The sequence below is a fragment of the Nostoc sp. DedSLP04 genome (assembly GCF_034530775.1).
Classification (GTDB): domain Bacteria; phylum Cyanobacteriota; class Cyanobacteriia; order Cyanobacteriales; family Nostocaceae; genus Nostoc.
In genome coordinates this window covers 69,114-95,177 of sequence record NZ_JAVRCL010000016.1, presented here as the reverse complement: position 1 = coordinate 95,177, position 26,064 = coordinate 69,114, and the positions used below count along the sequence as shown (strand labels likewise).

Annotated in this window: 17 protein-coding genes and 2 pseudogenes; 7 read left to right on the top strand and 12 right to left on the bottom strand. The window is 42.2% G+C overall.

Going from position 1 to position 26,064, the window contains the following annotated elements; translation table 11 throughout:
- Window positions 1-27 precede the first annotated feature (27 nt).
- From RMX89_RS12105 to RMX89_RS12075, 7 genes are all read right to left on the bottom strand, one after another.
- Window positions 28-861 carry an NAD(P)-dependent oxidoreductase gene (locus RMX89_RS12105; protein ID WP_322689099.1) on the bottom strand — a complete coding sequence of 278 codons (834 nt, stop codon included), beginning with the start codon at window positions 859-861 and terminating at the stop codon, window positions 28-30.
- A gap of 103 nt (window positions 862-964) precedes the next feature.
- Window positions 965-1,099: a hypothetical protein gene (locus RMX89_RS12100; RefSeq protein WP_322689098.1), complete on the bottom strand. Its 135-nt coding sequence runs from the start codon at window positions 1,097-1,099 to the stop codon at window positions 965-967.
- A gap of 69 nt (window positions 1,100-1,168) precedes the next feature.
- Window positions 1,169-6,916, bottom strand: coding sequence for a response regulator (locus tag RMX89_RS12095; protein WP_322689097.1), 5,748 nt, complete (start codon window positions 6,914-6,916; stop codon window positions 1,169-1,171).
- 182 nt (window positions 6,917-7,098) lie between these two features.
- Window positions 7,099-10,038 (bottom strand): methyl-accepting chemotaxis protein, encoded by a 2,940-nt coding sequence (locus RMX89_RS12090; protein WP_322689096.1) that lies wholly within the window; start codon window positions 10,036-10,038, stop codon window positions 7,099-7,101.
- A gap of 14 nt (window positions 10,039-10,052) precedes the next feature.
- A complete protein-coding gene (locus RMX89_RS12085; RefSeq protein WP_094352320.1) occupies window positions 10,053-10,583 on the bottom strand; it encodes a chemotaxis protein CheW in 531 nt (176 codons plus the stop codon).
- Window positions 10,584-10,596: 13 nt separating this feature from the next.
- Window positions 10,597-10,962, bottom strand: a complete 366-nt coding sequence (locus RMX89_RS12080; protein ID WP_069073698.1) for a response regulator transcription factor — start codon at window positions 10,960-10,962, stop codon at window positions 10,597-10,599.
- 287 nt (window positions 10,963-11,249) lie between these two features.
- Window positions 11,250-12,428: a response regulator gene (locus RMX89_RS12075; RefSeq protein WP_322689095.1), complete on the bottom strand. Its 1,179-nt coding sequence runs from the start codon at window positions 12,426-12,428 to the stop codon at window positions 11,250-11,252.
- Between the two features lie 385 nt (window positions 12,429-12,813).
- Here RMX89_RS12075 and hmpF point away from each other — a divergent pair, with 385 nt between their 5' ends.
- The 3 genes from hmpF to RMX89_RS12060 all read left to right on the top strand — a co-directional run bounded on the left by hmpF (window position 12,814) and on the right by RMX89_RS12060 (window position 15,601).
- Window positions 12,814-14,574 (top strand): pilus motility taxis protein HmpF, encoded by a 1,761-nt coding sequence (gene hmpF, locus RMX89_RS12070; protein WP_322689094.1) that lies wholly within the window; start codon window positions 12,814-12,816, stop codon window positions 14,572-14,574.
- Between the two features lie 516 nt (window positions 14,575-15,090).
- Complete coding sequence (locus tag RMX89_RS12065) at window positions 15,091-15,237, top strand: tetratricopeptide repeat protein (RefSeq protein WP_322689093.1); 147 nt, start codon at window positions 15,091-15,093, stop codon at window positions 15,235-15,237.
- Window positions 15,188-15,601 carry a tetratricopeptide repeat protein gene (locus RMX89_RS12060; protein ID WP_322689092.1) on the top strand — a complete coding sequence of 138 codons (414 nt, stop codon included), beginning with the start codon at window positions 15,188-15,190 and terminating at the stop codon, window positions 15,599-15,601. Before RMX89_RS12065 ends, RMX89_RS12060 begins: the two co-directional genes overlap by 50 nt.
- Before the next feature lie 355 nt (window positions 15,602-15,956).
- On the opposite strand, the gene RMX89_RS12055 is transcribed toward RMX89_RS12060, so the two are convergent.
- The 3 genes from RMX89_RS12055 to RMX89_RS12045 all read right to left on the bottom strand — a co-directional run bounded on the left by RMX89_RS12055 (window position 15,957) and on the right by RMX89_RS12045 (window position 18,344).
- Window positions 15,957-16,697: a Uma2 family endonuclease gene (locus RMX89_RS12055; protein WP_322689091.1), complete on the bottom strand. Its 741-nt coding sequence runs from the start codon at window positions 16,695-16,697 to the stop codon at window positions 15,957-15,959.
- A gap of 240 nt (window positions 16,698-16,937) precedes the next feature.
- Window positions 16,938-17,936 (bottom strand): tRNA lysidine(34) synthetase TilS, encoded by a 999-nt coding sequence (tilS, locus tag RMX89_RS12050; RefSeq protein WP_322689090.1) that lies wholly within the window; start codon window positions 17,934-17,936, stop codon window positions 16,938-16,940.
- 66 nt (window positions 17,937-18,002) lie between these two features.
- The gene (locus RMX89_RS12045; RefSeq protein ID WP_322684086.1) at window positions 18,003-18,344 is read right to left on the bottom strand and encodes a KGK domain-containing protein; all 342 of its coding nucleotides are present in this window, start codon (window positions 18,342-18,344) and stop codon (window positions 18,003-18,005) included.
- A gap of 525 nt (window positions 18,345-18,869) precedes the next feature.
- Between RMX89_RS12045 and nrdJ (RMX89_RS12040) the strand changes: the two are divergent.
- The 3 genes and pseudogenes from nrdJ (RMX89_RS12040) to RMX89_RS12030 form a co-directional block, all read left to right on the top strand.
- Window positions 18,870-20,099: pseudogene (gene nrdJ, locus RMX89_RS12040) on the top strand (ribonucleoside-triphosphate reductase, adenosylcobalamin-dependent); the annotation flags it as partial.
- A gap of 310 nt (window positions 20,100-20,409) precedes the next feature.
- Window positions 20,410-21,483, top strand: a pseudogene (gene nrdJ, locus RMX89_RS12035) (ribonucleoside-triphosphate reductase, adenosylcobalamin-dependent); the annotation flags it as partial.
- A 255-nt stretch (window positions 21,484-21,738) separates the two neighbouring features.
- Window positions 21,739-21,957: a hypothetical protein gene (locus RMX89_RS12030; RefSeq protein WP_322675059.1), complete on the top strand. Its 219-nt coding sequence runs from the start codon at window positions 21,739-21,741 to the stop codon at window positions 21,955-21,957.
- Window positions 21,958-22,464: 507 nt separating this feature from the next.
- Here RMX89_RS12030 and RMX89_RS12025 read toward each other — a convergent pair.
- Together RMX89_RS12025 and RMX89_RS12020 are read right to left on the bottom strand one after the other, a co-directional pair.
- The gene (locus RMX89_RS12025; protein WP_322689089.1) at window positions 22,465-24,228 is read right to left on the bottom strand and encodes a WD40 repeat domain-containing protein; all 1,764 of its coding nucleotides are present in this window, start codon (window positions 24,226-24,228) and stop codon (window positions 22,465-22,467) included.
- A gap of 411 nt (window positions 24,229-24,639) precedes the next feature.
- Entirely contained in the window at window positions 24,640-25,035 is a 396-nt protein-coding gene (locus RMX89_RS12020; protein ID WP_322689088.1) for a hypothetical protein, read from the bottom strand.
- A gap of 348 nt (window positions 25,036-25,383) precedes the next feature.
- On the opposite strand from RMX89_RS12020, the gene RMX89_RS12015 reads away from it, so the two are divergent.
- Window positions 25,384-26,061: an SDR family oxidoreductase gene (locus RMX89_RS12015; RefSeq protein WP_322689087.1), complete on the top strand. Its 678-nt coding sequence runs from the start codon at window positions 25,384-25,386 to the stop codon at window positions 26,059-26,061.
- Window positions 26,062-26,064: the final 3 nt, after the last annotated feature.

Here is a 26,064-nt window from a genome sequence, read left to right as displayed (position 1 = left end):
ATTGCTGATTCTATAGGAAACTAAAATTTATTTGTTTTGTGGTCGCCATCTGTGACGCGGAATCCATTGGAGGACTTCTTTAGCAAGTTGGGTATTAATAAGAGCTTTGTAAGGCTCACGTTCATATTCATGTCCACCATGCCAATCTACTTCAGGAAGTAGGGACTGAGCCATTTCTGGACTAGTTCGATGTGCCGAAGAAATATCATCCGCGCATAGCAGCAAAGTGACATGACCAGGATTAGAGCAGTGTAAAGCGCACCGTGCTGCTTCTGCTGCGTCTTGAACATCAAGAAAAGCACCGTATTCCCAAAATGGATTCCATTCAAAATCGGGATTGGCTTGCCGATTGGAAATAATAAAATTGTAAGTTTCTTCATCAAAAACACCTGGTGGTCGCAAACAAATAGTTGGGATACCTGTGCTATCGGTAAAATATCTGCACATTTCTTCACCAAGGCGCTTAGAAACCGCATAAGGGGTAGTTGGATAACAAGGATGATTGTCATCTAAAGGAAGATAATCTGGTTTTCTCTCACCTTTAAAGATTCCTAATACATCAACACTGCTGAAAAAAACAACACGTTTGAGTTTTGCCTCTGCTGCTGCTGAAAGAAGATGCCAAGTTCCGAGAAGATTGACTGCCATTATTTCATCCGGCGTGTCCTCAGAGTTTCCAAGTAGCGCAGCAAGATGAACAACTGCATCGCAGCCTTGAATTGCCGAACGGATTTCATTTGGATTTAGAATATTATGACCACTTGCAATGTCAAAGCCAATCACTTCATATCCGTCGGCACATAAAACTTTTTCAACAACTGAACCAATCATTCCTTCGTTGCCCGTAACTAATATCTTCATAGTCCTCACCTGTATATGAATGATTTCGCTCAAGACCTGCTCAAAGTGGCAGCCCCGCAGCCAACATTTGCTCCTGCAACTCACGCGCACGCACCGAGTCAAGTTAGCCACGAAACAACAATTTAATTTCAGCCGGTTTGGCATTGAACTGTTCCGCCAAGCCCGTCACGTCATAGCCATGCCGAGTGAGAGTCGGTTCCAAATCATCAATTTGCTTCGGACAGCAACGACTAGTCAACGTACCCTGGCGCGGTTGGATAAAGCCATTTGGTGTATCCATCCCAAATTCTTCAATCTTTTAGTTGATTTAGTTAACGAGTTTCTCTCCTTTGAGCATCCGCGCTGCGGCTTCAAGTAGAGCTTCTTCGAGATAGGGCTTGGTAAAGTAGCCACTAGCACCGAGTTGAGCGGCAATTTGTCTGTGCTTGTCTGCACCGCGCGAGGTGAGCATTGCGATCGGTAAGTGGTTGAGGTTAGAGTCTTTCTGGATGCGAGAGAGTAATTCCAGACCGTCGCAACGGGGCATTTCAATATCGCAAAATACAATATCGCAAGGCAGACCAGAGCGGAGTTTATCCCAAGCTTCCTGACCGTCACGTGCCTGTTCTACGCGATAACCTGCTTTGTTAAATGTCAGGGATAGCAATTCTCGGACTGTAATTGAGTCATCGACAATCAGCACTGTTGGGTCAATCTTCGCAGGAGAGGTATCTGGAGGAGTCAGTTTTTGTTGCCAAGAATTGCCACCAGCTTGTGTAGAAATCCGTCCCTGGAAGATGTCAATTATTTCCAGTACATCAGCAATGGGCATAATCCGACCATCACCCAGAACTGTAGCACCAGCTACACCAATGGGTTTAGGTGCTGGCCCTTCAAATTGCTTAATTACAATTTCTTGTTCGCTTAACACCAGGTCAATCTGTAGAGCAATCAGGGTATTTGCCGATCGCACCACAACCACAGAAACCATATCATCATCTCTGGTGCCGCCATAGACATTACCGCGACTGATTTGGCGATTGAAGGTTAAAAGTTCCTTCAGGGGTCGGAATGGTAGCACCGTATCGCGCCAGGAAATAAATGATTGCCCATTGGCATCATGCTGAATATTTTTGACTGGAATATCTAGCGTATCTTCTACACCATCCATTGGGAAGGCGATCCTGGAGCGATCGGAGACACAGCAGAGAGCTTTACAAATACTTAGAGTCAGTGGTAAACGAATGGTGAAGGTGGTTCCTTTGCCAATCGCAGAATCGGTGTTAACTGTTCCCCGAATTTCACTAATTTCGGAGCGCACCACGTCCATACCCACGCCACGACCAGAAATTTCATCGGCTTGGTCTTTAATCGTAAAACCAGACTGGAACAGTAGATCGTAGACTTCCAGACGAGACATCGCTTTTGCCTGCGCTTCTGTAATCATGCCAATCTTCACAGCCTTAGCCTTAACCCTTGCCGAATCGATACCTGCGCCATCATCGCCGACAGAAATGATCGTTTGGTTCCCTTGGTGGAAGGCACGGATAGTAATGATTCCCGCAGGTGGTTTACCAGCAGTTTGCCTCTCTTCTGGCGTTTCAATACCGTGAGCGATCGCATTATTCAGCATGTGAGTCAACGGATCGGTCAGATGATCCAAAATCATCTTGTCAATTAAGGTATCGCCACCTTCGATCACCAACTCTACTTGTTTGCCACACTTGATGGCGTTGTCGCGCACTCCTCGCCGCCAGCGATCGATAGTTTGAGCAAAAGGCACCATTCGCGCTCTAGTTAATCCCTCTTGTAGCTGGGTGGTGACTTGGCGAAATTGCCTTGCTACGCGCTCGGTTTCTTCGGTAACAAAATCAATGTCACTTGCCGACTCACGTACTCGCACAATGCGTTCAATCATCTGCTGTGAGAGTGTGTGGAAGGGAGTAAAACGATCCATTTCTAGTTCGCTAAAACCCCTATCAGCATTGGAATCAGGGTCTTGTAAGCCGCTGGGGTCTTTCTTTTTGCGTCCCGCTAACAGAGATGCTTCCAGTAGCGATCGCTCATACAATTCCTGCATCCTTGCGCCTACATCTGAGAGTTGTTGTACCTGAATTAGCAAGTTATCTAATGACTGTCGCAGTCGTTCATGATCCTGCTCTAAGGTATTGCGATTTACCACCAATTCCCCAACTAAATTACTCATATCGTCCAGTTGCTTAACTGGAACCTTCATCGTTTCTTCAAATCTCGCAGCCCGACGAGTAGACGGACGGGTAGCTTGGCTGGTGTTCGATTTTACTACAGTAGAATGGGATATTGTTTGATTCGCTTCTGCCAGCAATTTCTCTAAGTCACCAAATTCATCTTTTATGGCTGGTGATGGAGTAGGATTTTTAGCTGAGACTGGTTGAGTGTTGAAGGGCTGGCGTTGGCGTAGACCGTCGTAGACATCGTTGTTGTTATCTGTACTTAGCAAGTCTTCCAAGGCAGCAAAATCTACTTCTGGTATCTTCTTAGCTTTGGGGATGGGTGCTACGTCCTCTTCTAATAATGCTGCCAAGTCTGCAAATTCATCTTCTTGAGCAACTATTTCAGTGGTTTTTGTAAACAATAAATTATTTTCAACAACTGTGTTTTCTCTTTTATCAAAAGTAATTTCTAAATTATTATTTTCCTCAGTCTCTAAAAATTCTGGGCTTGTCTGGACTGAATCTGAAGTTTCACCAAAATTAATAGTTTCTGATAGTTCATCCACAGGATTTTCTGTGGTTTCCATCTGAATATAGGTCAATTCATTTGTTGCGACATCTTCAAACAGCAGTTGCGGATTTTCATCGAAAGAGCCGAACAAATCACCTGGCTGTGCTTCTGATAATGCGGAATCTGAAGTTTCTCCAAAACTAATAGTTTCTGATAGTTCATCCACAGGATTCTCTGTGGTTTCCATCTGAATATAGGTCAATTCATTTGTTGCGACATCTTCAAACAGCAGTTGCGGATTTTCATCGAAAGAGCCGAACAAATCACCTGGCTGTGCTTCTGATAATGCGGAATCTGAAGTTTCTCCAAAACTAATAGTTTCTGATAGTTCATCCACAGGATTCTCTGTGGTTTCCATCTGAATATAGGTCAATTCATTTGTTGCGACATCTTCAAACAGCAGTTGCGGATTTTCATCGAAAGAGCCGAACAAATCACCTGGCTGTGCTTCTGATAATGCGGAATCTGAAGTTTCTCCAAAACTAATAGTTTCTGATAGTTCATCCACAGTATTCTCTGTGGTGTCCATTTGAATATAGGTCAATTCATTTGTTGCGACATCTTCAGAGTCGAACAAATCACCTGGCTGTGCTTCTGATAATGCTGAATCTAAAGTTTCCTCAAAATTAATAGTTTCTGATAGTTCATCCACAGGATTCTCTATGGTTTCCATTTGAATATGTGTCAATTGATTTGTTGCGACATCTTCAGAGTCGAACAAATCACCTGGCTGTGCTTCGGATAATACTGAATCTGAAGTTTCCCCAAAACTAATAGTTTCTGATAGTTCATCCACAGTATTCTCTGTGGTTTCCATCTGAATATAAGTCAATTCATTTGTTGCGACATCTTCAAACAGCAGTTGCAGATTATCCTCAAAAGAGCCTAATGAATTAACTTCCAGAGCGACAGCAGATATATCTGGACTTGCATGAGTAAATTCTGGAACAAAATCTAAAGATTCTGGTTGTTGCGGGCTGAGAATTTCTTCTCCAGGATGCTGCGCGAACAAAGTAGTTTCAGGCGTGGAGGTATCGTTGATTATAGGAGAAATAGTTAAGTTACTTGATGTTAATTCATCAAATAAATTATCTCCAGAGTCTGATGATAATATCAAATCTAGCTGTTCTTGATGCTGGAAATTGATATCAAAATCTTCTTCTATATCAAAATTGGCTATAGGAGAAGGTATGGACTGCTGATTATCGGCAAAAATGTCATCAGCCGCCGCAGTAAACAAAGTTTCATCTAACGCCCTTTCCACATTCTGCCCAGTTAAGGAATCGAATTCGTCCTTTTCCTTTGTGGTTTCCTGGTTCCAGAAGTTGCTCAGATCATTTTCTGATTGAGAAAACTCAGGTTCTGTTACTGGAGGTGTATCAAATAAATCACTGATTTCTGGTTCACTTGTCGATAGTTGTGGCTGTTCTTCCATTTCAGCAAACAAGTTGTCCAAAGACAAGTCTCTTGGCTGAGGTAATTCTATGTAGTCACTAGGCGTAATTTCTTCTACCCAATTTGCATTTTTAGTTTCTAAGAATAAGTTATCAAAATTATTTTCTTGGTTAGTAGATAGTTCCACACTGGCGAACGGCTCAGTTTCTGGTTGAGTAACTTCGCCTATTGGCAATAGCTCATCATCATCTAACCCCAGTGTCAATAAATCTTCGACTACACTATTTTGGCCAATCTCGCTATTAGTCTGGTTTGTATTACTAGAAATATCAATAAACTCTTGTAAAATTTCGGAAGAAGATGAGTCTAAATTTATCTCAAATTCGTTAATATCGCTCAACTCTAAAGGCGTAGCAGATGTTTGTTGATTTTGCGGTTCTGAATTATCTTTTTCTAGGAAATGGTCGCCAAATAACAAGGATAAATCTTCTGTTGTAGCGGTGGTTGTTGGGTGTAGCGCGTTGCTTATATCCTCATTAAAGGAGAGTAAGTCAGATAAATCGTTATGAGCGTCTTCAGCTTCAGTGCTGCTCAAATCAATTCCAAAGTCATCAATAGTAACAATATCTAAGGTTTCTTCTTGATGCCAGCTTTCATCTAGTTCGGGAGTCTCACCGTCAAATAAATCGGCAAGGGTATTTAACTCAGCTATTCCTACCTCTGGACCATTGGGATCGAGATTGTTACTGATTGGGTGTGCTTCGTCATGTGTGGTGAAAGTAAGACTAGTGTTTCTACTTTCGTTTAGTGGTATTCCTTGTAACTGAAGGGAGGGGCGTTCGCTACTATCTTTGTCTAGATTCAGTTCTTCAGTTGTCTGTGCTAACGCCTTGGTGTCACCAGATAGAATTGACTCTGATTCTGTCAAAACCGAAGATTGTTCATCAAATAAATCAGGGGTTATTTCTAATAACTCAATTTCTGCAAAGTTTAAAAGTGCCTCTAGTTGCTGACTAATTGTAATTTCGGCTTCTCTACCTTGCAGAACTAATTCTTGAGCTTGTTTGATTTCGGTAATGACAATTTTAGCTAAAGTCAGATAAGTATTTTCGGGATTGCCGATCGCACTGGCTGCTGCTTGACACAAACCACACCAGTTGGGCAAATTCCAAGTTTCACCAAGTTTGACTAACTGGTGACAGCATTGCTGGAGGTTTTGCCGAGTTGAAGGTGTTGTAGTTTGCTTAAATAATTGCAACATTTCCCGTAGTGTTTGCAGCACTTGGGCTTGAAACTCGCTCCAGTTATTATTTTCTTTAGCGGTGACTGGCGCTAGCGCCTCTTGGGGTGCTACCGAGTCTGGAGATTCTTGATGAGTGTATTCTGCCAGATCGGGAATATCTCGCCGCATGAAAATTTCTGTAAGTGTGGAGACATTCTCTATAGAGGTTGTGAGTTCTGTTGCGTCAGAACTGCTGGCTACTCCACTCTTTGCTTGTTCTACAAGTAGTTCCAGATGCTGATACAGCCATTGAAAAACTGGCTCAGTTTCTGACATCAAAGTATTAGCTGCATCTTCAGAAAGACCATAAGGCCCACTCAAATGCTCTAAAAGCGATTTTAGGGTATCAGAGACACCAAGAAATAAAGACTCTAACTTTTGGTCAATCTGAACCGGATTATCTTTGAGAATTTTGAAACAATCTTCCAGACGGTGGGAGGTATGCTGGATGCTAGTCAATCCAAGCATCGCCGCTCCTCCTTTGATGGAGTGAGCCGCCCGGAAGACTTCACTGATCATTTCCGGGTCGTTCAGGGTACCTTCTAAATTTAGCAAGCCCTGCTCAATGGTATTCAGGTGATCCCTGGCTTCTTCGATAAAGTAACCCAAAATCCGCTGTTGTTGTTCCGGCAGCATAGCAAAAGTTATGAGTTATGAGTTATGAGTTATGAGTTATGAGTTATGAGTTATGAGTTGTGAGTTGTGATTTTTATTTCTAACTCCTCACCCCTAACTCCTAACTTTTTTCCAAGTTACGAGTTGTGAGATGTGAGTTGTGATTTTTATTTCTAACTCCTCACTCTTAACTCCTAACTTTTTTATCTGGTTTCCATAGTTTCCACTCGGAAACGTTCAACGGAGGCGATCAAGTCACGGGATACACCTACTAAGTGTTGTAGGGCACCTGAAACTCGCTGTGCTTCTTGGGAAGTTTCTTGGGCGGTCAGTTCTACTGATTGCATTACATGAGCAACGGCGCGGGAGGTTTCCGTTTGTTCCACAGTGTCGCTGGTAATAGATCGCACAAGAATATCGATGCGATTCGCCACTTGAATAATGTTTTCGAGCGATCGCTTGGCATCTTCTGCCAATTTTGTACCTTTAATTACTTGTTGTGTGCCTTCTTCCATCGCGGTCATTACAGAGCCTGTTTCGCTTTGGATTTGCATCACAATTTGTTCAATTTCTTTCAGGGATTTGGCAGATTTATCTGCTAGCTGGCGCACTTCATCTGCAACGATCGCAAACCCGCGCCCCGCTTCTCCGGCTCTTGCCGCCTCAATACTAGCATTGAGTGCTAACAAGTTTGTTCTGGAAGCAATTTGAGAAATCAACGCCACAATTTTAGAAATTTCTTGGGAAGATTCCGCCAACCGCTTCACTTTGCGAGTGGTTTCAGCAACGGTTTCTCGAATTTCTAAAATCCCTGCCACAGTATTTTCTACTGCTTCGCCACCTTTGAGAGCGATCGTACTAGCATCACGAGCAACGGTTTCAGCTTCCCGCGCCGCCTCTGCTACCCGTTGAATCGAGTCGGTCATCACCTGTACAGAATTCAGCGTTACTGCCAACTCTTCTGCTTGCCGCAAAGCATCACTAGATAAAGCTCTCGCAAAGGTTTCGGAGTTGGTTGCACCTTTTGTTACATCCTTCGCCGCGACTTTTACCTGTTGCACAATATCCCGCAGGTTTTGAATTGTCAGGTTAAAGGCATCAGCTACGGCTCCTAGTACGTCGGCTGTCACTTCCGCTTGGACTGTTAAATCGCCTCTAGCAGCTCCTTCCACATCATCCAAGAGCCGAATCACCTGACGTTGCAGGTTTTCTTTGGCTTCTTCTTGTTCATCGGCTTTGCGTTGGGCTTCACTTGTGGTTGTGAAAATTACCCGCGCCATTTCATTAAAGCCAGTGGCTAAATGCCCCAATTCATCTTCGGAAAACACCGTGGCTTGAGCATTCAGATTTCCTTGACGTACAGCTTCAAACTGAGCTTGGAGGTCATCAGTTGTGCGCCGAATTTGTTTCAGCGCCAGATTCCCCATAAAGCCTGCGGTAGCAAAACCTGCAATCCCGGCTGCCAATGACATTGCCCAACCTGTGTTTCGTACTGATTCTCGTTGTTGGGGTGGCGAAAATGTGGTGGCGACAAAGCTAACTGTGGCTACAACCAGCGCCGAGACTATGCCCACACTTCCAGCAATTAGCCATTGTTTTCGTTCAATGGAGGCATTTTCTAATGGTGCTAACCATCCCTGCTCGATGCTGACGTTGGGTTCTAGTTTGGAGATATCTGTTTGGCTAAAGACTGGAACGGCTTCATGGGAACCAGTCATTGAGAAAAGTTCTTCTTCGCGATCGGCTGAATTACTTGCAAAAGCCTCTGCTACTTGAGGGCGTCCAGTGTCACTAGTTTCTGCTGGAGCAGAATGCATTGTGACATTACCGAAGTTAGAATCTCCTTCGATCAGGTCAAACCCTGGAATATTGCCTAAATCGTCAAATTCCTCAAAGTCATCTAAAAACTCGATATTGCTCTTAGAATTTTCTCCATTCAGTATATTGCTTGAGTCTTCATAAGAGTTTAAACCATCTGAGCCAAAGGCAGACTCAAATGCTTCCATATCAAAATTTTCATCATCATCGAAGCTATTTTTACCGCTGAATTCACCTGATTTAAAATGCTTTTCTTTTCGAGGTAAATTACTATTAAAAGCTGATTCGTTATCGGGTAAATTCGACTGAAAATCTGATTTTGCTTCAATTTTTTTTGGTGTTAACCAGCTATGGGATTCGGTTTCAGATAAGTTATTTTGACTGCCGTATTCCAAGTTATTTGTTGTTGGCGAATCATTTCTCGGTTCTTCTGCAACAATCAGTAAAGTTTCGTCTCCAAAACTAGATTTTTTATATTCTAAATTTCCCATACTCTGATCTGGAGACTTTGGCTCACTCAACAAATCAGGGAAATGATTCTCGTTATTATCAGTTTGTGAATTAGAAGATGAAGAGTTATTATTATCAATAGTTGAATTTCCGTAAGGAGAATTTATCCCATTATCTGAGAATTGACTATTTGCTAATGATTCTTCAGAAATATCTTCTGAGATACTTTCCTGCCAAAAAGCAGGCAACTCTAATTCTGTGTTTTCCTCCCAGTTTTTATTTGGCTCTTGTTCCTGTGATTCTTCATTCATGGCAAAAGGGTCATCACCAAAAGCTATAGAAGAATCTGATATTTTTTCTGTTCCAATACTATCTTCTGTGGGCAGTTCGAATGGACTTTTTGAAGATGTATCTTCAACGCCATTCAGACTTTCTTGATGCTCTCCAAAAAAGTTCAAATCAAGATTGTCGCTGTCAAACTCTTGATTAGCGCTTAAATCTTCTAATTCTGATTCGCTATATGCCAGTGGATCGGATATCTCTGAAGAGTTTATTTCTTCTTGACTTTCTGATGGATCGAGCTGCCCACTAAATGATTCTAAATATTGATTGATATTGTCAATTCCATTCTTGGCAAAACCAATAATTTCTCGATCGTTAGTCAAGCCTAACACCTGCTGATATTCTTCTTTTGCTACATCATAGTGTTGTAAAACATAGTAGATGTGACCCCTCAACAAATGGGTATTGGGGTCATCTGGTAAATTTTGCACCACTTGGTCAATTAAAGTGGCCGCAACCTCATAATTTCTTTGAACATAGGCGGTCATCGCCTGTTGATATGTTGGCTCGTAATTATCAATACTTGCTGCCATTTCCTCCTCCAATTTCATCCTGCCCACCTAGCACTTCGTACAATTGCCATTTGATCGAGCAATCGGAGACACTGATTATTTTTAGCACCTAATGACCACTCTCCACGTAAAAAGGGAGCCATCGTATCTGGAACACTAGTTGGTGGCATGAGATTCTGGACATCCAACCAGTCCATACCACCGATTTCCTCTACTGCTAAACCCACTATTGTGTCTTGCTCTTCAATGGCAATCACCGAAATTTCAGCTCTATCCGTGTTTAATGCACCTGCTTCCCCCAGAAATTGACCCAAATCGGCCACCCAAATAACTCGACCTCGTAAATTTAGAGTACCCAAAAGTAAAGGAGAAGCATTAGGAATCGGGGTGATTCTGTCAGGACTTAGTTCAATTACCTCCCGGATGCCAGTTGCTTGTAGTGCAAACTCCTGATGCGAGGGAATGTAAAACCTCAAATGTAACTCACCTTCAGGACTTTCTACTTGTAATTCTGGTCGAAAGTGGTCTTGACCGCTGCCACTTAAAAAGTCCGGTTTGCTGACCATGTTGTTTTTATCCTTATCCTCGCAGCAGTTGTTTGACTGTTCCTACCAACTCGGTTGGTTGAAACGGTTTGGCTATGTAAGCGTCTGCACCCTGTTTCATGCCCCAATAGCGATCGAATTCTTCACCTTTGGAAGAACACATAACTACTGGGACATTTTGGGTTTTTGGATCGGATTTTAACCGCCGACAAACTTCGTAGCCGTTCATTCGGGGCATGACAATATCTAATACCACTAAATCTGGAGGTGCTATTTGAATTGCCTCTAATGCTTCTAATCCATCACTAGCATGGGTAACTGTTAGGCCAGTTGCTTTCAGGAGGTCTGTAATCATCTCCCTTTGCGCTATACTGTCTTCCACAATCAGAACTGTGCTCATAATTGTCTATTTACCTCCTGATTTAGACGTTCCTAATTGGAACATTCCCTGATTCCTCCGCAAGTATTAACTGTATAAATTAATTTTAGGTTCTCACTATTTTCCTGGATATTGACGTTTCACTCAGTTAACTGACTCTGTGATAACATCTTTTTACTCATCTTTTAATAGATCAACAAATCTTGGATCTGTTTATTTGCCCAATGCCCCATGACGCCACTTGCTCCACTTGGGGAGACCCCAAGACCGCAGTGGCTCCCCCATGCCCAATACCCAGTGCCCTATTTTCATTGGTTGTTAATATATTTCTCTACGAGCATCAGTAACTCAGTGTCTGTAAACGGTTTTGTCAAATAATCTGTTGCCCCGACCATCCTAGCTTTGACTCTATCCATAAACCCATCTTTCCCAGTAAGCATGATAATCGGTGTGAGCCGAAATGCTGTTGAATGTCGGAGCATGGCACAAACCTCGTATCCTTCCAATTCCGACATAGCAATGTCGCATAAAATTAAATCTGGTTTGAGTTGAAAAACCAGACTCAGTGCCTCTAAAGGATTGGTGAGAGCGATCGCTTCATAACCTTGTGGTTGTAAGATGGAATTTATAGTCTCACCGATGGCGATCGCATCGTCAATACATACTATCCGCCCCATCGGTTTTTCTTTCAATTCCCAGTTATCCGTGTGTGTATCTGGGTGATTAGTCTCTGAGTATACTAGTTGTAGCCAACTTTGTTGCACATAAGGATATATTGCCTTAGCGACTGTCAAAATGTCTCGGTTGAGATGGCGAGCTAGTTGTCGCAAGGATGTTTTACCATCAGCCCAATGTTGTAGCTTATTCACGGTTGCTTCTGGTAAAGAAGATTGTAGCTGAACTTTGTCAGATAGCACTGGCAATTGCTCTGGAGACTGAATGTGTGGATAGAGTTGCTTCCACTGTTGCAGCTGCTTGGTGATTTTTGTCACCAATGGAGCAATCTCATAAGTGTTTAATTGCGGGGCAAGTGCTGCACCCTGATGGAAAATGAAGTTACCTTGGCGTAAACTCAGCAAATCAAAGAGAGTTTCATGCACCAAACCGTAAATGATGCTACCAGCTATCTTAGGGTTGATGATATTCCGCTCCAAGAGTGCCCAAAGATAGGCATACTCTGGCGCATCGGTTGGTGGTAGGGTGGCAATTTGTTTGTCGGTGAGTCGCATTTCAACTCGATAATGACGTAAATAATCACTAATTCTGGATAAACTACTCTCGCCTTCTTGGCAATAGATAATTTGACCATTTAGGAAAAAAACGAACCAAGACTGTTGTTTAGGGCGATAAATGTTTGCTCCATCTCCACCCAGTTTGTTGTTATGGTGAGAGCTATAAGCTTCCACCCATAGTTGCCCAGTTCGCTGTCCCAATTCAATCAATTGCAGGATACTGCAAATATCAATTTCATTTAAATTTCCCTGCATTTAGCTAAAAAGTACTCCTTAAGTATTGCTGAATTCTGAATCGTGAATTATGACTTATTCTTTAAGTATTGATTATGGAGTATTGAAAAGATTTTTACTCTATGTCTGATTGTCATTAGGGAATACATTAAACTATAAACCTTTATCTTTCGTAATACACTTTGACAAAGCTAGTGTTAACACGGAAGTCATCATCACTGTCATCAGTACAAAATATAAAGGCGCGACCAGATCGCTTCTATAAGTATCAAGACGTAACATCTTGCGTCTATAGTTTTGTCTGTCTTGTTCTTCTAAACCTTAGTTCAGTGAGACAAGTTAACAGAATTATTTAAGGTATATCTCAAAACACGAAGTTTAAGTGCATCAATAAAGGACTAACGGTGTGCTGTATTTAGCAGAAGTACAAAAACAGAAAGGTGGTTTACTCAGTGGCGGTGGCAAAACCGAACTGAAACTGCTAGCTTGTCAGCGAACTGACCAGAATTGGAGTACTGTGTCGGAAGAGGTGATTGCCGCTGAGGACGCAAGCAAATTAAATGATGGTGCTTTGGTATTGGCTGAATTGAATCCGAATCGTCAAGTGCAGCGGATTCAAGAAGCAGGGCGTCCACTCGTCAACATTTTGCAGAATTTTTCCCGCCAGTTGGAGAAATTTAAGCTCAAGGAAGATGAGATCGATCAGTGGAAACAGTCACTAACATTTCAGGCGCAAGAGTTGAATCGCCGTGAAATGGACATGGAGGTAAGAGCAGAACAGTTGCAGCAATTGGAGGATGAGGTACAACATCTAGAGGAGCAAAAACAGGAAGTTGACACCTCGCGCCAGGAAATTGAACGATTACAAGGAGAAATTGAGCGCAACCGCCAAGAGTTGGAAGGCGCTTGGGAGCATTTACGGGGTGAGCAGCGTCGCCTGGAGGAACGCCAAGCGGATTTTCAACAAGGGACGGTTTTGGATGAGGAGCAAAGTCGAGTAATGAGTGAGTTACTCGATCGCTTGTCTAGTCGTATTACTCCTACGGAAACAGTTAGAGAACACCTGCATCTAGCCTTTGAATTAGTCGAAAAGCAGCAAGCGACTCTTAGCCCGCACTGGCAAAAACTGGAGGAGCATAAAAGTGCGATCGCACAACAGCAAGAAGAAGTTGAGCGCTTGTCACAAACCTTTAGCGATCGCCAAAATGCATTACAAGAAGCGCAAAATTCTCTAGTTCAGCAAAGAGCGCAATTGCAAATAAATACAGCAGACCTTACCAGTAAGCAAGAGTATGCTCAGCTCGTCAAAGAGCAGTTACAAAACGCTGAAGAGTTATATCAACAGATGCACTCTTTAGCTGCAACATCTGGTGATGTAGTTCTTGGCAAGGAAGCTGATGTGGAGGCTTTGGAAAAAATGCCTTTAGAAGAACTACAAAAGATAGTGCAAGACTTGCAGCATAAGTTAGAAATCGACGCTAGCTTTGTTCACGATCAAGAACAAGAACTGAAATATAAACAAGAAGCTATAGAAGAACTTCAAACTAAATTAAATCACGCATCTGACCATGACCACATCAATTTGGAACTAGAACTAACTGATGAAAAAGACCTTTATCAGATGCTAAATTCCAGTTTGGTGGGACAACGCCGCAATATGCTACAGCATCAGAAGTTTCTCAAGCAACATCAAACTGTACTGCTACGGCGGCAAGGACATACTGTTACTGAGGAAGAAAGTAACAACAAAATTAATTTAGAACCGATTCTGTTACAAATTGAAAATCAGCGACAACAATATTCACAAGAAATCCAAAAGCTGGAACGTGAAATTGAGCAGATTCGTTCTGGTGTTGAGCTAAATCAGGGAATGATTGACAATCAAACTCACGATCTAGATGAAAAGCGCCAAGAACTGAAAGCGATCGAGGAAAATTTGCTATCCCTACGAAGAACAACCGCTGAATTATCTGGTCGAGTGAATCTTTATCAAGAAGCACTGCAACCAATTCAGGATTCTCTAGATGGATTACGGCAAAAGCTGCAAGGAATTGCAGAATCTTTGGATCAATTCCAGGAAACTGGTGATTATCAAGTCCAAGCGATCGCTCAGTTGCGTCATACTCTCCAGAGTTTAATGCCTCAGCCGGAATTACTAGCTTCTTAAAAAGCAAATATACTAGGCGATTAGAAATCGCAGCTACGCAAACTCAAAGAATTTGAAACCCACGGAGGTGGGTTTTGTATTTCGACTCCGCTCAACACAAGTCTGTATAGCCGCGAATTCTATTCGCCAAGGCAGGTGTGTTTTTACAAAAGTCTGTAGACCATTTTGCTTTAGTAGCGAGCTTAGAGGATGTTTGAAAAGTTTTCTTCTCGGTAACAAAACGTTCTAGATCCCCCTAAATCCCCCGATAAATTGGGGGACTTTGATTCCGGTTCCCCCCTTTTTAAGGGGAGCCAGCGCGGTCTTGGGGGTTTCCCCCATGAGCGACTGGCGTGGGCTAGGGGGGATCGGTTAGTGCCTAAAATCACAGCCAACCACTTTTCAAACAACCTCTAAAGCTTGATAGCGCCAATTGCGTGCAGCACCTTCACTATTTACGGATAATATACAGAATCTTGTATAAATTCGCAGGTAAGTTATGAATGCATTGGAGATGTCCAAGGCAAAGCGGCGACGTTGCACCAATTGGCAATTATCTACACCAACAAAGGGGAAGTGGATCAAGCGATCGCACTTTTCAATCAGTCTTTAGAAATAAATGAACGCATTGGTAATGTCCAAGGCAAAGCGACGACGTTGGACTGTCTGGAGTATCTACGCTAACAAAGGGGAAGTGGATCAAGCGATCGCACTTTTCAATCAGTCTTTGGAAATAGATGAACGCATTGGAAATGTCCAAGGCATAGCGGGGACGTTGCACGAACTGAGAATTCTCTACGCTAACAAAGGGGAAGTGGATCAAGCGATCGCACTCTACAACCTGTCTTTAGAAATAAGTCAACGCATTGGTGCTGTCCGAACTCAAACAATGACTCTGCGGAGGTTAGGAGATTTGGCACAACAGCAGGGTGAATACACTAAAGCGATATCCTATTTGCAACCAGCTTCAGAGATTTTGCAGCGATTGCAGTCACTACACGCTGAAAGTGTGAGTGCAAGTCTTGATAGGATAATTCGTAATTCGTAATTACAGTACGGAAAGATTTTTTGTCTCACGCAGAGGCGTAGAGAAGAACGCGAGAGTGTTTTATAAATAAATGAAAATTGCTGTAATGAGTCTTTGATACTCGTTAACGAGTGTTTAATACTCGCGGACGAGTCTTTTATACTCGTGGAGGAGTCTTTTATACTCGTGAATGAGTCTTTGATACTCGTGGACGAGTCTTTGATACTTGTGAATGAGTCTTTGATACTCGTGAATGAGTCTTTTATACTCGCGGACGAGCCTTTTATACTCGTGGATGAGTCTTTGATACTCGCGGACGAGCCTTTTATACTCGTGGATGAGTCTTTGATACTCGCGGACGAGTCTTTACAGTAATTTAGGTGAGAGAATCAGGATCTATGCCGAGCGATCGCAACCGTTCTCGTAATAATTGGGTTTCTCGCTGTGCTTGTTGAGCTTTTTGTTCTGCTTGTTGAGCTTTTTGTTTTGCCTGCTGAACTTCTAGTTGAGCAAGTTTTTTGTCTTCTTCTGATGTTAACAACCGTTGTCCTTGTTGGTTATACCAATACATCCATTCCCGTGGTATGCCTAGATAAGTTCCTCGTTCGATGCCAATTCCTAAACCTATTTCTGGCAACCAAACTCGATTCCCATCATTTAATTCATAAACATTGTTAACTAATTTGTAAACTTCTAAACGTGGCTTACGGGGACGAAATGGGTTGTAAACTACATAATACAAAATTCCCAATCTTGCATACTCTGCTTTTTTGGTCGAGTACTCACCACGGTATGTTTTAGATACTACCTCCAAAACTAATATCGGTAGTTTCTTCTCTTCCCAAAGCACGTAACTGGGACGGAGGTTTTCATCATAAAATCGCTCTACGCCCAGACTCAAAAACCCATCTGGTACTATTGGCGGTAAGTCTGGATCGTAATAAATTCCCATGTCAACGCCAAAAAACCAATCCATGCGTTCAGGCCAAGCCATTGCCAAAAGTACTTTCAGTAAACCGGGAATCAAATCTTGTAATTCGTTATCCACTGGGGTGTCGTCAGAGTCTGGTAGTTCCTCTGATGAGGGCAAACAAGCTAATGGATCGTAATTTAGCATGATGGGCTGACTGTTTTTCGGTGATTAAGCTGTTACGCATACAACTTACATTATCAGGGCGGGCTTTTCGGCCCAACCCACAATCATATTGAAAAAATATTAGTGCAAATTAAAGGCGCAACAGCTTAGTACATCTTTATTTTATTAATAAATTTTGATAGCAATTTAGAAGAACGCGAGAGTGTGATTTAACGTGAATTCGACAAATCTCTCCCTGCTATGCAATAGCAATACTCAAAACTATTTCAAACAAATCCAATCGCCTTGTACTTGAGCGATCGCACCACCAGGAAATGGATCGGTTTGCGATCGGTTGGGCGCTATAATTAAAGCCGTTAATTTTTCAATGTGTTCAAAACTAGGAGCATCAGTTAGTATTTGCTGCAACACCTGACGCATCACCCGGCGTTGCAGTGCCAATGGTGCTTTCTGCAATACCCGACGATTTAACCTCAAGGGAAGAAGAGTAAGGGAATCTTCTTCATCCCCAATGCCCGTTTCCATAGCCTTTTCACGCAACTGCTGGGCAGCTTTTTCCAAATATTCCACTTCCGCTTGGAGAAGTTCTGCTGTTTGGGCTAGGGCTGATTCTACTTGGGGATTGAAATTTTCCCGTAAATATGGTGTTAATTCTTGGCGAATGCGGTTGCGGGCATATTGCAAATCTTGATTGGTGGAATCTTCCCAAATTGGTAATTTAAATTCTTGACAAAATTGCTCTGTTTGTATCCGAGTAATTTCTAAAAGTGGACGTACTAACACAATGCCTGTACTTAGAGGGCGTTGCCAAGTTAGGGCTTGCAAACCATCAGCACCAGTACCGCGAATTAAATTGTAGAGGAGAGTTTCGGCGCGATCGCTCTTCGTGTGTCCTGTAACTATATATTGATAATTATTTGCTTTGGCGATCGCACTTAAAGCTTGATAGCGCCAATTGCGTGCAGCAGCTTCACTATTTATCGGTTTGTTTGCTGTTTCTAAATAAAAAGATATACCCCAAGTTTTTGCTAAGTTTTCGACGTGGTTAGCATTAGCTTCGGAGTCGGGACGCCAGCGATGATCGCAGTGAGCGATACCTAAATCCCATCCCCATTTGGATTGTAAATCTAAAAGTAATTTTATTAAACACAGAGAATCTTGTCCGCCGGAGACAGCGATTAATAGCCGCTGGTTTCGCTCAAATAAGTGGCGCGATCGGATTGTGCGATGGATTTTTGCATGTAAGGGAGTCCATACCATTTTATGTTTTCAGCGCACACAGACACAGATAATTTTCTATTATATCTGTATATATCAACTTGGGTATTAGTTTTTACCTTCATTCAATTGCTGTCGAAGGTCGTCAAGGGGAGAGTTTTCGTGTTTAATGTCTAATCGATTGTCTTCGATTTCAGTTTCATCAGGGCAAAATTCTAAGCACACTCTAATTTTACCTGTTCGCCATTGTTGACCGGGTATTAAAATACAACATTCAAATCCTTCTCCAAATACTCTCGATCCTGACGATGTAAAGTGTTCTGCCCAAATTTTTTTGATTTCCTTGAATAACTGAAACACTATTTGAGTGCGGGGTAAATTTTCAAATGCTTCTTGATGAAAATGCACAACATCATCATCAGAATTTAGAGGTTCCCATTCATCATTCATAATCAATTTCCTGTAACTAAATTTATAGTTCCCAAGAGTTCGGAATTAATTGTTTGGATTTGACTTATAACTGCAACTTATTTAACTATCACTGCTAAGTAGGTCGGTGTAAAAATTTATTGTTGGGATAAGGCAAGAAGCAGGAGGAAAAAGGGTTTTAGTTTAGTTTATCTTTCTTCACATAGTTTGGTTTTATTGTGCCAACTTACTTAGTTGTGGGAAAGTAATGAAGAGATCCTAAGTACAGTTAGCGGTAGCGGAGCGTTTAGCCCATGCTGAGTAATGATAATCGGACTGAAGATGAGGCGATAGAGATAATTTACTTAAAAATAATGGTGTTAACTATAACCGAGTATATCTTTCCCATCCAAGGGTGAGGGACATTATACATCATAAATTTCTGTTGTAATTAGTGCTGGGTAGAGCTAGCGTAAAGTGGACAATTTGACAATCTTTAATACTCAAACCACTTGGCGTATAGTCATAATCTGTCCGCACGCAAGAAGAACGTAAGACACTTAATATATGGTTCAGAATCTCGAAAGAACACGCCAGAGTGCAAGGTTTCCAGAAACTGCACCGGCTGCTAATCCCGTATTTTTTAGAACCTATAGCCGCCGTACAAAGGCGGGACTTAGGGAAACATGGGATGAGGTATGCGATCGCACTATACTCGGCTTAGTCGAGTTGGGAAAGCTAACTCAAGAAGAAGCTGCCACACTGGATAAGATGCAGCGTAACTTGAAAGCTATGCCTAGTGGGCGCTGGCTATGGGTTGGTGGTACAGACTGGATAACCAAGCCCAAAAACTTTTCCGGCGCTTATAATTGCACCTCTACCAATCTCGAAGACTGGAGTGCCTTCGGGTTAATGATGGATCTGGCAATGATGGGCTGTGGTACTGGAGCCGTCTTAGAACCACAATTTATTAACCAGTTGCCCCCCATCCGTAATCAACTGAATGTCACTGTACAAGGTGAAATTGGCAGCACTCCTGTGCAACAGCGACGTGAATATACTCAAACTCATATACAAGGAAATAACGTCACTATTCACGTTGGAGATAGCCGTGAAGGTTGGGTTGAATCATATCAAACCCTATTAGAACTTTCCAGTAACGAACAATTCTCAAAAGAAGTTGAAGTATTAGTTGATATCAGTGATGTCCGAAAAGCAGGAGAAACTCTCAACGGCTTTGGAGGAGTTGCTAATCCTGTAAAATTACCTGTACTGTATCAAGGGTGTGCATCTATTCTCAATAAAGCTTTAGGACGACAATTAAATTCAGTTGAATGCTGTCTATTAATCGATCAAGCTGCTGTCACAATTGTTGCCGGCAACATACGAAGAAGTGCGGGGATGCGTCAGTTTATTGCTGACGATGAACAAGGAGCCACCGCCAAAGATAACTTATGGCAGCAAGATGAAAATGGCAACTGGCGAATCGATCCTGAGCGTGATGCGCTCAGGATGGCAAACCATACCAGAGTTTTTCACCGCAAGCCGACCTTAGAAGAATGTGTTGGTGCTGTCCGCAAACAATATTACAGTGGTGAGGGAGCGATTCAATGGGCTGGTGAAGCCGTAGCGCGATCGAACATTGATTTGCTGCCAACACAATCTGACAAAGTTGAGTTTTTACAAGCTTATGAACAAGGAACAGCAAAACAATGGTTACAGGAACGTCATTCAAATCTGGATGCTAATGAGTTAGAACATCGTTTAGCTCGCTATGGGCTAAATCCGTGTGGTAAGTGATTTTGCCTCACGTTAAAAACCTCGCAAAAACGGGGAAAGCTGAGATGCTAATCCCGTGGTAATCAAAGGAACTAAAAAGCCTTTGACACCGTACAGCGTAGAGAGTGAAACTAGATTGTATGAGAAATTGTTGTCTAGAATATAATCTCTCCAAGAGTGCGGGGGTGGATGTGAAAAACACTTGTGTTGAGCGGAGCCGAAACACTTTTATAATCTCAAGTCACATTTGCAAAATGTACGCGGAGCTACTGCAAATAATCAAGCAGTAGAACTAGGGGATAAAAAGCCTTTAGGGTAACAAAGAAAGGAAATCATCGGCAGTAATTTTCACTGCAATTTGTCTGAGGTTCACCTTAATCAAATCGACCCACGTAACTATAAAGAACAAGAAGAAGCTTTCACTGCTGGAGCGCTATCTGTAGCAGCACTTTTAAATCACAAATTCCTGGAACCACGCTATCAATACAGCCGTGAATTAGACCCGATTGTGGGAGTTTCTTTTACAGGTTTATTTGATTTCTTTGTCCATGCTTTTGGTGTTGATTGGCTGCGCTGGTGGGAAGCAGGAAGACCTGCAACTCCACAAGGATTAGCTTTCAAGCGCGAGGAAGAGAAATATCTCAGTTCTTGGAGAGATATTGTACATCGCGTAGTTTGGGATTACTGCGATCGCCACAATCTCAAGCGCCCAAATCGTTGTACCACAGTCCAACCGAGTGGTACTAAGGCTTTATTAACTAATGCTAGTTCGGGGTGGCATCCTCCCAAAGCGCAAAGATTCATTCGTCGCATCACCTTCGGTAAAAATGACCCAGTAGCTTTAGCTTGTATTGACTATGGTTACAACGTCATTCCCTCTCAATCTGATAAAGATGAACAAGGCAATTTGCTCAACGATCCCTTCGATCCGCGGGTGAGTGAATGGCTAGTGGAAATCCCTGTTTCTGTAACTTGGGCTGATTTACCAGGGGCTGATAAAATTGATGTTTCTAAGTTTTCAGTCTCAGCCCAATTTGATTTTGTCCTCCAGGTTCAACGTTGGTATGTGACTCACAACACATCAGCTACTTTGGAACTTCGCTCTGATGAAATTGAGCCTTTAGGACAGCGCATTTACGAAACCATTCAGAATGATGAGGGATATATTTCAGCTGCTCTTTTAGCGCGTTTTGACGATTTGCAATCATTCCCACGTTTGCCGTTTGAACCAATAAATAAATCAACTTACGATCGCTTAACTCAAGAGGTGAAAGCGCGACGCAAAACAGATGATTTCTGTGCAGTACTAAGCCGCTACGATTTAGGCGAAATGACAGAGGCTGGCCCTAGTGGTTGTGATTCTGATAAGTGTATGTTTCCCGATCGGGAACCAAGCTCATAACGCGAAATGATCGGGGAGTAGGGAGTGGGGGAGACTTGGGGGACAAGGAGGACAAGGAGGACAAAAAGGACAAGGGGGAATTATTAAATAAGTTTCTCCCTTGTCTCCCTCCTCTTCTTTGTCTAGCTTGTCTCTTCTCCATGCCCAATGCCCCATGCCCCATGCCCCATGCCCCATGCCCAATGCCCAATCCTTTAACACGTTACGATCAATTAAGAAGTAATAATTTTTTACGGCAGTGCCAGGAGTCTTTTTATGTTCATTAATGAATTGTCACCTATATTCAGAGAATTTACTCAGCATCCAGTCTCATTTGTAGGTGGGTTTTTCTCTGGTGTGCTTCGACTCAATCTTGCAGACGATCCAGTTAAAAGCTGGCTAGATAAACAGATCCGCTCAAATAGTTACACCAGCATCACAACGGATGCACATAACGGCAAAGCCAGTGGTCCTCAGCAGATTTCGATTGACTAAAAACTCCAACCTGACATAGTTTAATTTACTACAAAATAAGGAGTCAGTGCTGCCGATGGTAGCGCTGACTTTTACTTTTTATATCAAGTTCGGGTAATTAGTTATGATTTCCAGAGTCATTGCACCCCACCCCCAGCCCCTCCCCGCCTGCGGGGAGGGGAGACGAAGCGTAGCTTTGGCGGGGTGGGGTTCTTGGGGTTTAGTAAGTAATCAAGCGGACATGATATTACAATCAACATCTTGGCATTTGTTACTTTTGCAAGGTGTCTATTGTACTCCTGCAAAGAAGCAAGCTACGTAGAAAGTGTGATGATGAATTACTAATCCCTCTTTTGTCACTCTGGGGAAATAAAAATTGGAGCTAAATGATGAAACCTAGATTTAGTGGGAAGATTAGCGATCGCAAGCTAATAGAAACTTTCAAAAAAGCTCTACAATTAAAATCCTATCTGGGCAAGGGTTACAAATTATTCTCTGCCGAAAGTGACAAAAGAGGGATAACTACGATTAACTGCGTTGCCAAATTTTAATTGTCTTATCCAAACTGCCACTGACTAACATTTCGCCGGAAGCTGTGAAGGCTAATGCTGTGACTATATTCCCATGACCTGTAAACGTAGCCAGCAATTCCCCGGTTTGTAAATGCCACAACTTGATGGTTTTATCAGCACTACCGCTAGCGATAATTTGTCCATCGGGACTTAAAGCGATCGCATATACCCGATCTCTATGTCCTTTAAGGGTATGAAGTAATTCCCCAGTCTCCAATTGCCAAACTTTAATCGTTTGATCCCAACTACCACTCACAAGCAGTTTAGTATCTACGCTGATTGCTAAGGAACAAACGATGTGAGAATGACCCATGAGGGTATGCAGTGGTTGTGCATCTTTTAAACTTTTGATTCCCGTTTGGGGTGAGGTGCGCCAAACTTTGATTTTGCGGTAGCTACCTGTAACTAGAGTTTCGCCGTCTCGACTTAAAACTAGGGAATGAGCAGCTGTATCATCTAAGGAAAGTGCGATCGCAACCTGACGATGCATCAAATCCCAAAAGAGAATTTTTCTGTCATCTCCGCCTGTCGCTAACATTCTGCCATCTGGGGTGAAAGCAGCACACCGCACTACCCCATTGTGTTTATGCAAAATATCTATCAAGTCTAAAGCGCCTACGTGCCAAAGCTTAATTGTCGAATCTGCACCGCAACTTACTAAAGTCTGTCCATCTGAACTAAAAGCTAGGGAATTCACTTCATCCACCAGCCCAGATATTACCCAAGGATACTCTGATAATGTCTCTATTAATTCGCCCTTGCTTAAATCCCAGAGTTTCGTCTCTCCACGACTACCACTTGCCAAAATGGGTAAGGCTTTGCCATTATTACACCCGGAACTGAAAGCTAGGCAATTAATCCCTCTGGTGTGTCCTTGCAAAGTCTGCCAGCATTCCCAGTCACCGATTATAGCTTTGAGACAATGTTCTGATGGTAGAGTCTGTATTGTATCTGCGATCGCTCTCTCATTAATTACTGGCGACGTGTCTTTTTTACCCATCAGTGATTCTAAATACCAACTTAACCCCCCTGCATATAACAAATTACTCGGAGTGACATACAGTTTTGGTTCGCTAACTTCAAGTTGATTTGTAGGTAAAAATCCCGTTATTATACTTTGCTTCTCGTAACCTAAATTACCTGTAGATGGATAAAATAAACAGAGAAAAATTAATACTTGGTGATTTTTTAAATCTTCTTGAGTAACCGACCACCTAATTTTGTCTTTCTTAATACCATTAAAACTTTCTCCATCAGCAACGTAAACTTGAACACTTAGCTGAGGATGATCTTTGAGTATATAAGGAAATTTACTTTCGCCACCCAAATTTCCCTCATCATCTAAAATCATGTTTTGCAAAGTATCTTGTGACACCTTTTTTACTAACTTGCCCAAGCGTTCGCTTATTACCCTGTCAACAATATGCTCCCGGAAAAGATAATCTTGGGCTTGTTGTTGGAAGTATTTAGGAAAAGGTATCGTCCAGTCAGGAGGCTCAGGATATTCCGGCGGCGTCGGCGGCGGATTTTTGGCGAGAACTTCTGCTTGTTGACGAGAAAGTTCTTGGAGTCTAGCCAATGGCTCGCCCCAAAAGGCTATAACTTCAGTGTGACAACCTTTAACTTGACTTTCCAGCAAAGATAAGTCATAAGTTTTAGGTTTTTTCACACGTTGAAGGAAGTCAATTTGTTGAGCTTTGAGTAAGCTAATCCAATCCATCTACATTCCTGCGGCAAACTATTGCATACCTACGGTAAGCTATACAAACGCAATTACTCAAGTTTATAACCTTAGTTAATTAAAAATTCAGTAATATTAACAGTCTAATAAAACACAGCCATTGACAAATGTTTCCGGGAAAGAGATAGATGGATAGCACTTAGATATTTCATGAACTGATGCAGTTGAAGTATATAGAATTAAATGATATCAGTCAATTCTAACGGAGATAGAGATCGAGATACTGTTTCTAGAGAAACACTTCTAGCTGCAAAGGAAAGTTAAATTTGAGACGGATTTAAAGATTGCAGTCACGTTAAGTCAGCAAATAGCTACATAAAAATCACCTAGTAACGATAATTCTCGGAAATATCCTCTGAAATCCAAATAAATGGTGAAGATTGGCTAATTTTAACCTTTGCGTTTTGGTTGTTTGGGTGTAGTACTTACATTAGATGAGTCGCCAAAAGTATCCCTTGCTTCGATTTGTTTAATTTTCATTTGTAAGTTCAAGTCATCACTGCTAACAATTGTTTCTAAATTCGCTAATCTCCGTTCTAACAGTTCTATTTGTTGCTGTTGCAAATAGTTAGTTTTAGATTTTTGCTCATCAGAACGCCAAACTGCAACTGTACCAACAGCGGCGCCACCAATTGCAACTAAAGGAAGAATAGCACCGCTTCTAGTAACGGCTGACAGTGGGACGCAAACTCCCAGAATGGCTACTGTAATTACCCAAATTCTTGTGGTAGCAGATAATCTGACATCTTGGTATTGTTCTAGATTGGATTGAGATTTTTTAGCCATAAATTTATCCACAGAAAAGTTATTTGCTACATTTGCACAAATGTTTACTAAATTACTTCCTACAATGGGGTTAAGTATAATTGCTATCCTAATATTATTTTTGTAATTATGATTACTCAGTTATTTGCGATCGCTAGATTAGGATTGCTGGGAGTAGTTGCAATACGGTTTAGTTAAAGGGGGAGAAAAACCACAGATGCGATCGCTATGGTATAAGTCCGGGAAATGCTACCACCCCAGTCATCCGTACATTCCAAAAAGCAATTGAAGCATCTCGGTCGCTTGAGCAATTATTAAATACTGCAATCCTCTGATAAAATCCTTTGAGCGTAAATAATTAAATTTATTATGACAAGTCCATCTTATATTTTTCTAGCTGGAGCAAGTCGCGGGGTTGGTCGAGAAATTGCTCAATATCTCACAGCGCAACAGCTAAAAGTTAAAGCACTCCTGAGAACGGCAACAGTTGCTAGTGAACTAGAAGCAATGGGTATTGAAGTAGTTCAAGGAGATGCCTTGAATATTGGCGATGTCGAACGCGCAATTGTGACAGATGAACCTATTCACACCGTTATCAGTACAATTGGCGGTGTACCATCAGATGTAGAAAGGCCGGATTACCCTGGTAACAGAAATCTGATCGATGCAGCAGTTAAAGCTGGGGTGCAAAAGTTTATTCTTGTATCTTCCATTGGTGCTGGCAATAGTGTTGTTGCTGCCTCACCCCAAGTTTTAGAGGTACTGGGAAAAGTTTTAGCTGAGAAAGACAAAGCCGAACAACACTTAATTGCCAGTGGACTCACCTATACAATCATCCGTCCTGGTGGACTAAAATCAGAACCAGCAACGGGTAATGGTGTTTTAACTGAAGATCCGCACATTATTGGTAGCATCAATCGTGCAGATGTGGCGCAGTTAGTTGTTCGCTCCTTAAATAGCCAACACACCAATAATAAAATATTGTCAGCCGTAGACCGAAATATGCTGTTTGGGCAAAGAGAATTTGCAGAATTTAGTTTAGGTTAGTGC

What these genes read in the sequence shown, in the direction of transcription:
- RMX89_RS12030 (WP_322675059.1), top strand. Translation starts at nt 21,739, where the DNA reads ATGTTCATTAATGAATTGTCACCTATATTCAGAGAATTTACTCAGCAT.
- RMX89_RS12095 (WP_322689097.1), bottom strand. Translation starts at nt 6,916, where the DNA reads ATGCTGCCGGAACAACAACAGCGGATTTTGGGTTACTTTATCGAAGAA.
- RMX89_RS12080 (WP_069073698.1), bottom strand. Translation starts at nt 10,962, where the DNA reads ATGAGCACAGTTCTGATTGTGGAAGACAGTATAGCGCAAAGGGAGATG.
- RMX89_RS12045 (WP_322684086.1), bottom strand. Translation starts at nt 18,344, where the DNA reads ATGAATGATGAATGGGAACCTCTAAATTCTGATGATGATGTTGTGCAT.
- RMX89_RS12025 (WP_322689089.1), bottom strand. Translation starts at nt 24,228, where the DNA reads ATGGATTGGATTAGCTTACTCAAAGCTCAACAAATTGACTTCCTTCAA.
- RMX89_RS12020 (WP_322689088.1), bottom strand. Translation starts at nt 25,035, where the DNA reads ATGGCTAAAAAATCTCAATCCAATCTAGAACAATACCAAGATGTCAGA.
- RMX89_RS12090 (WP_322689096.1), bottom strand. Translation starts at nt 10,038, where the DNA reads ATGGCAGCAAGTATTGATAATTACGAGCCAACATATCAACAGGCGATG.
- RMX89_RS12105 (WP_322689099.1), bottom strand. Translation starts at nt 861, where the DNA reads ATGAAGATATTAGTTACGGGCAACGAAGGAATGATTGGTTCAGTTGTT.
- tilS (WP_322689090.1), bottom strand. Translation starts at nt 17,936, where the DNA reads ATGGTATGGACTCCCTTACATGCAAAAATCCATCGCACAATCCGATCG.
- RMX89_RS12085 (WP_094352320.1), bottom strand. Translation starts at nt 10,583, where the DNA reads ATGGTCAGCAAACCGGACTTTTTAAGTGGCAGCGGTCAAGACCACTTT.
- RMX89_RS12015 (WP_322689087.1), top strand. Translation starts at nt 25,384, where the DNA reads ATGACAAGTCCATCTTATATTTTTCTAGCTGGAGCAAGTCGCGGGGTT.
- RMX89_RS12075 (WP_322689095.1), bottom strand. Translation starts at nt 12,428, where the DNA reads ATGCAGGGAAATTTAAATGAAATTGATATTTGCAGTATCCTGCAATTG.
- RMX89_RS12060 (WP_322689092.1), top strand. Translation starts at nt 15,188, where the DNA reads ATGTCCAAGGCAAAGCGACGACGTTGGACTGTCTGGAGTATCTACGCT.
- RMX89_RS12055 (WP_322689091.1), bottom strand. Translation starts at nt 16,697, where the DNA reads ATGCTAAATTACGATCCATTAGCTTGTTTGCCCTCATCAGAGGAACTA.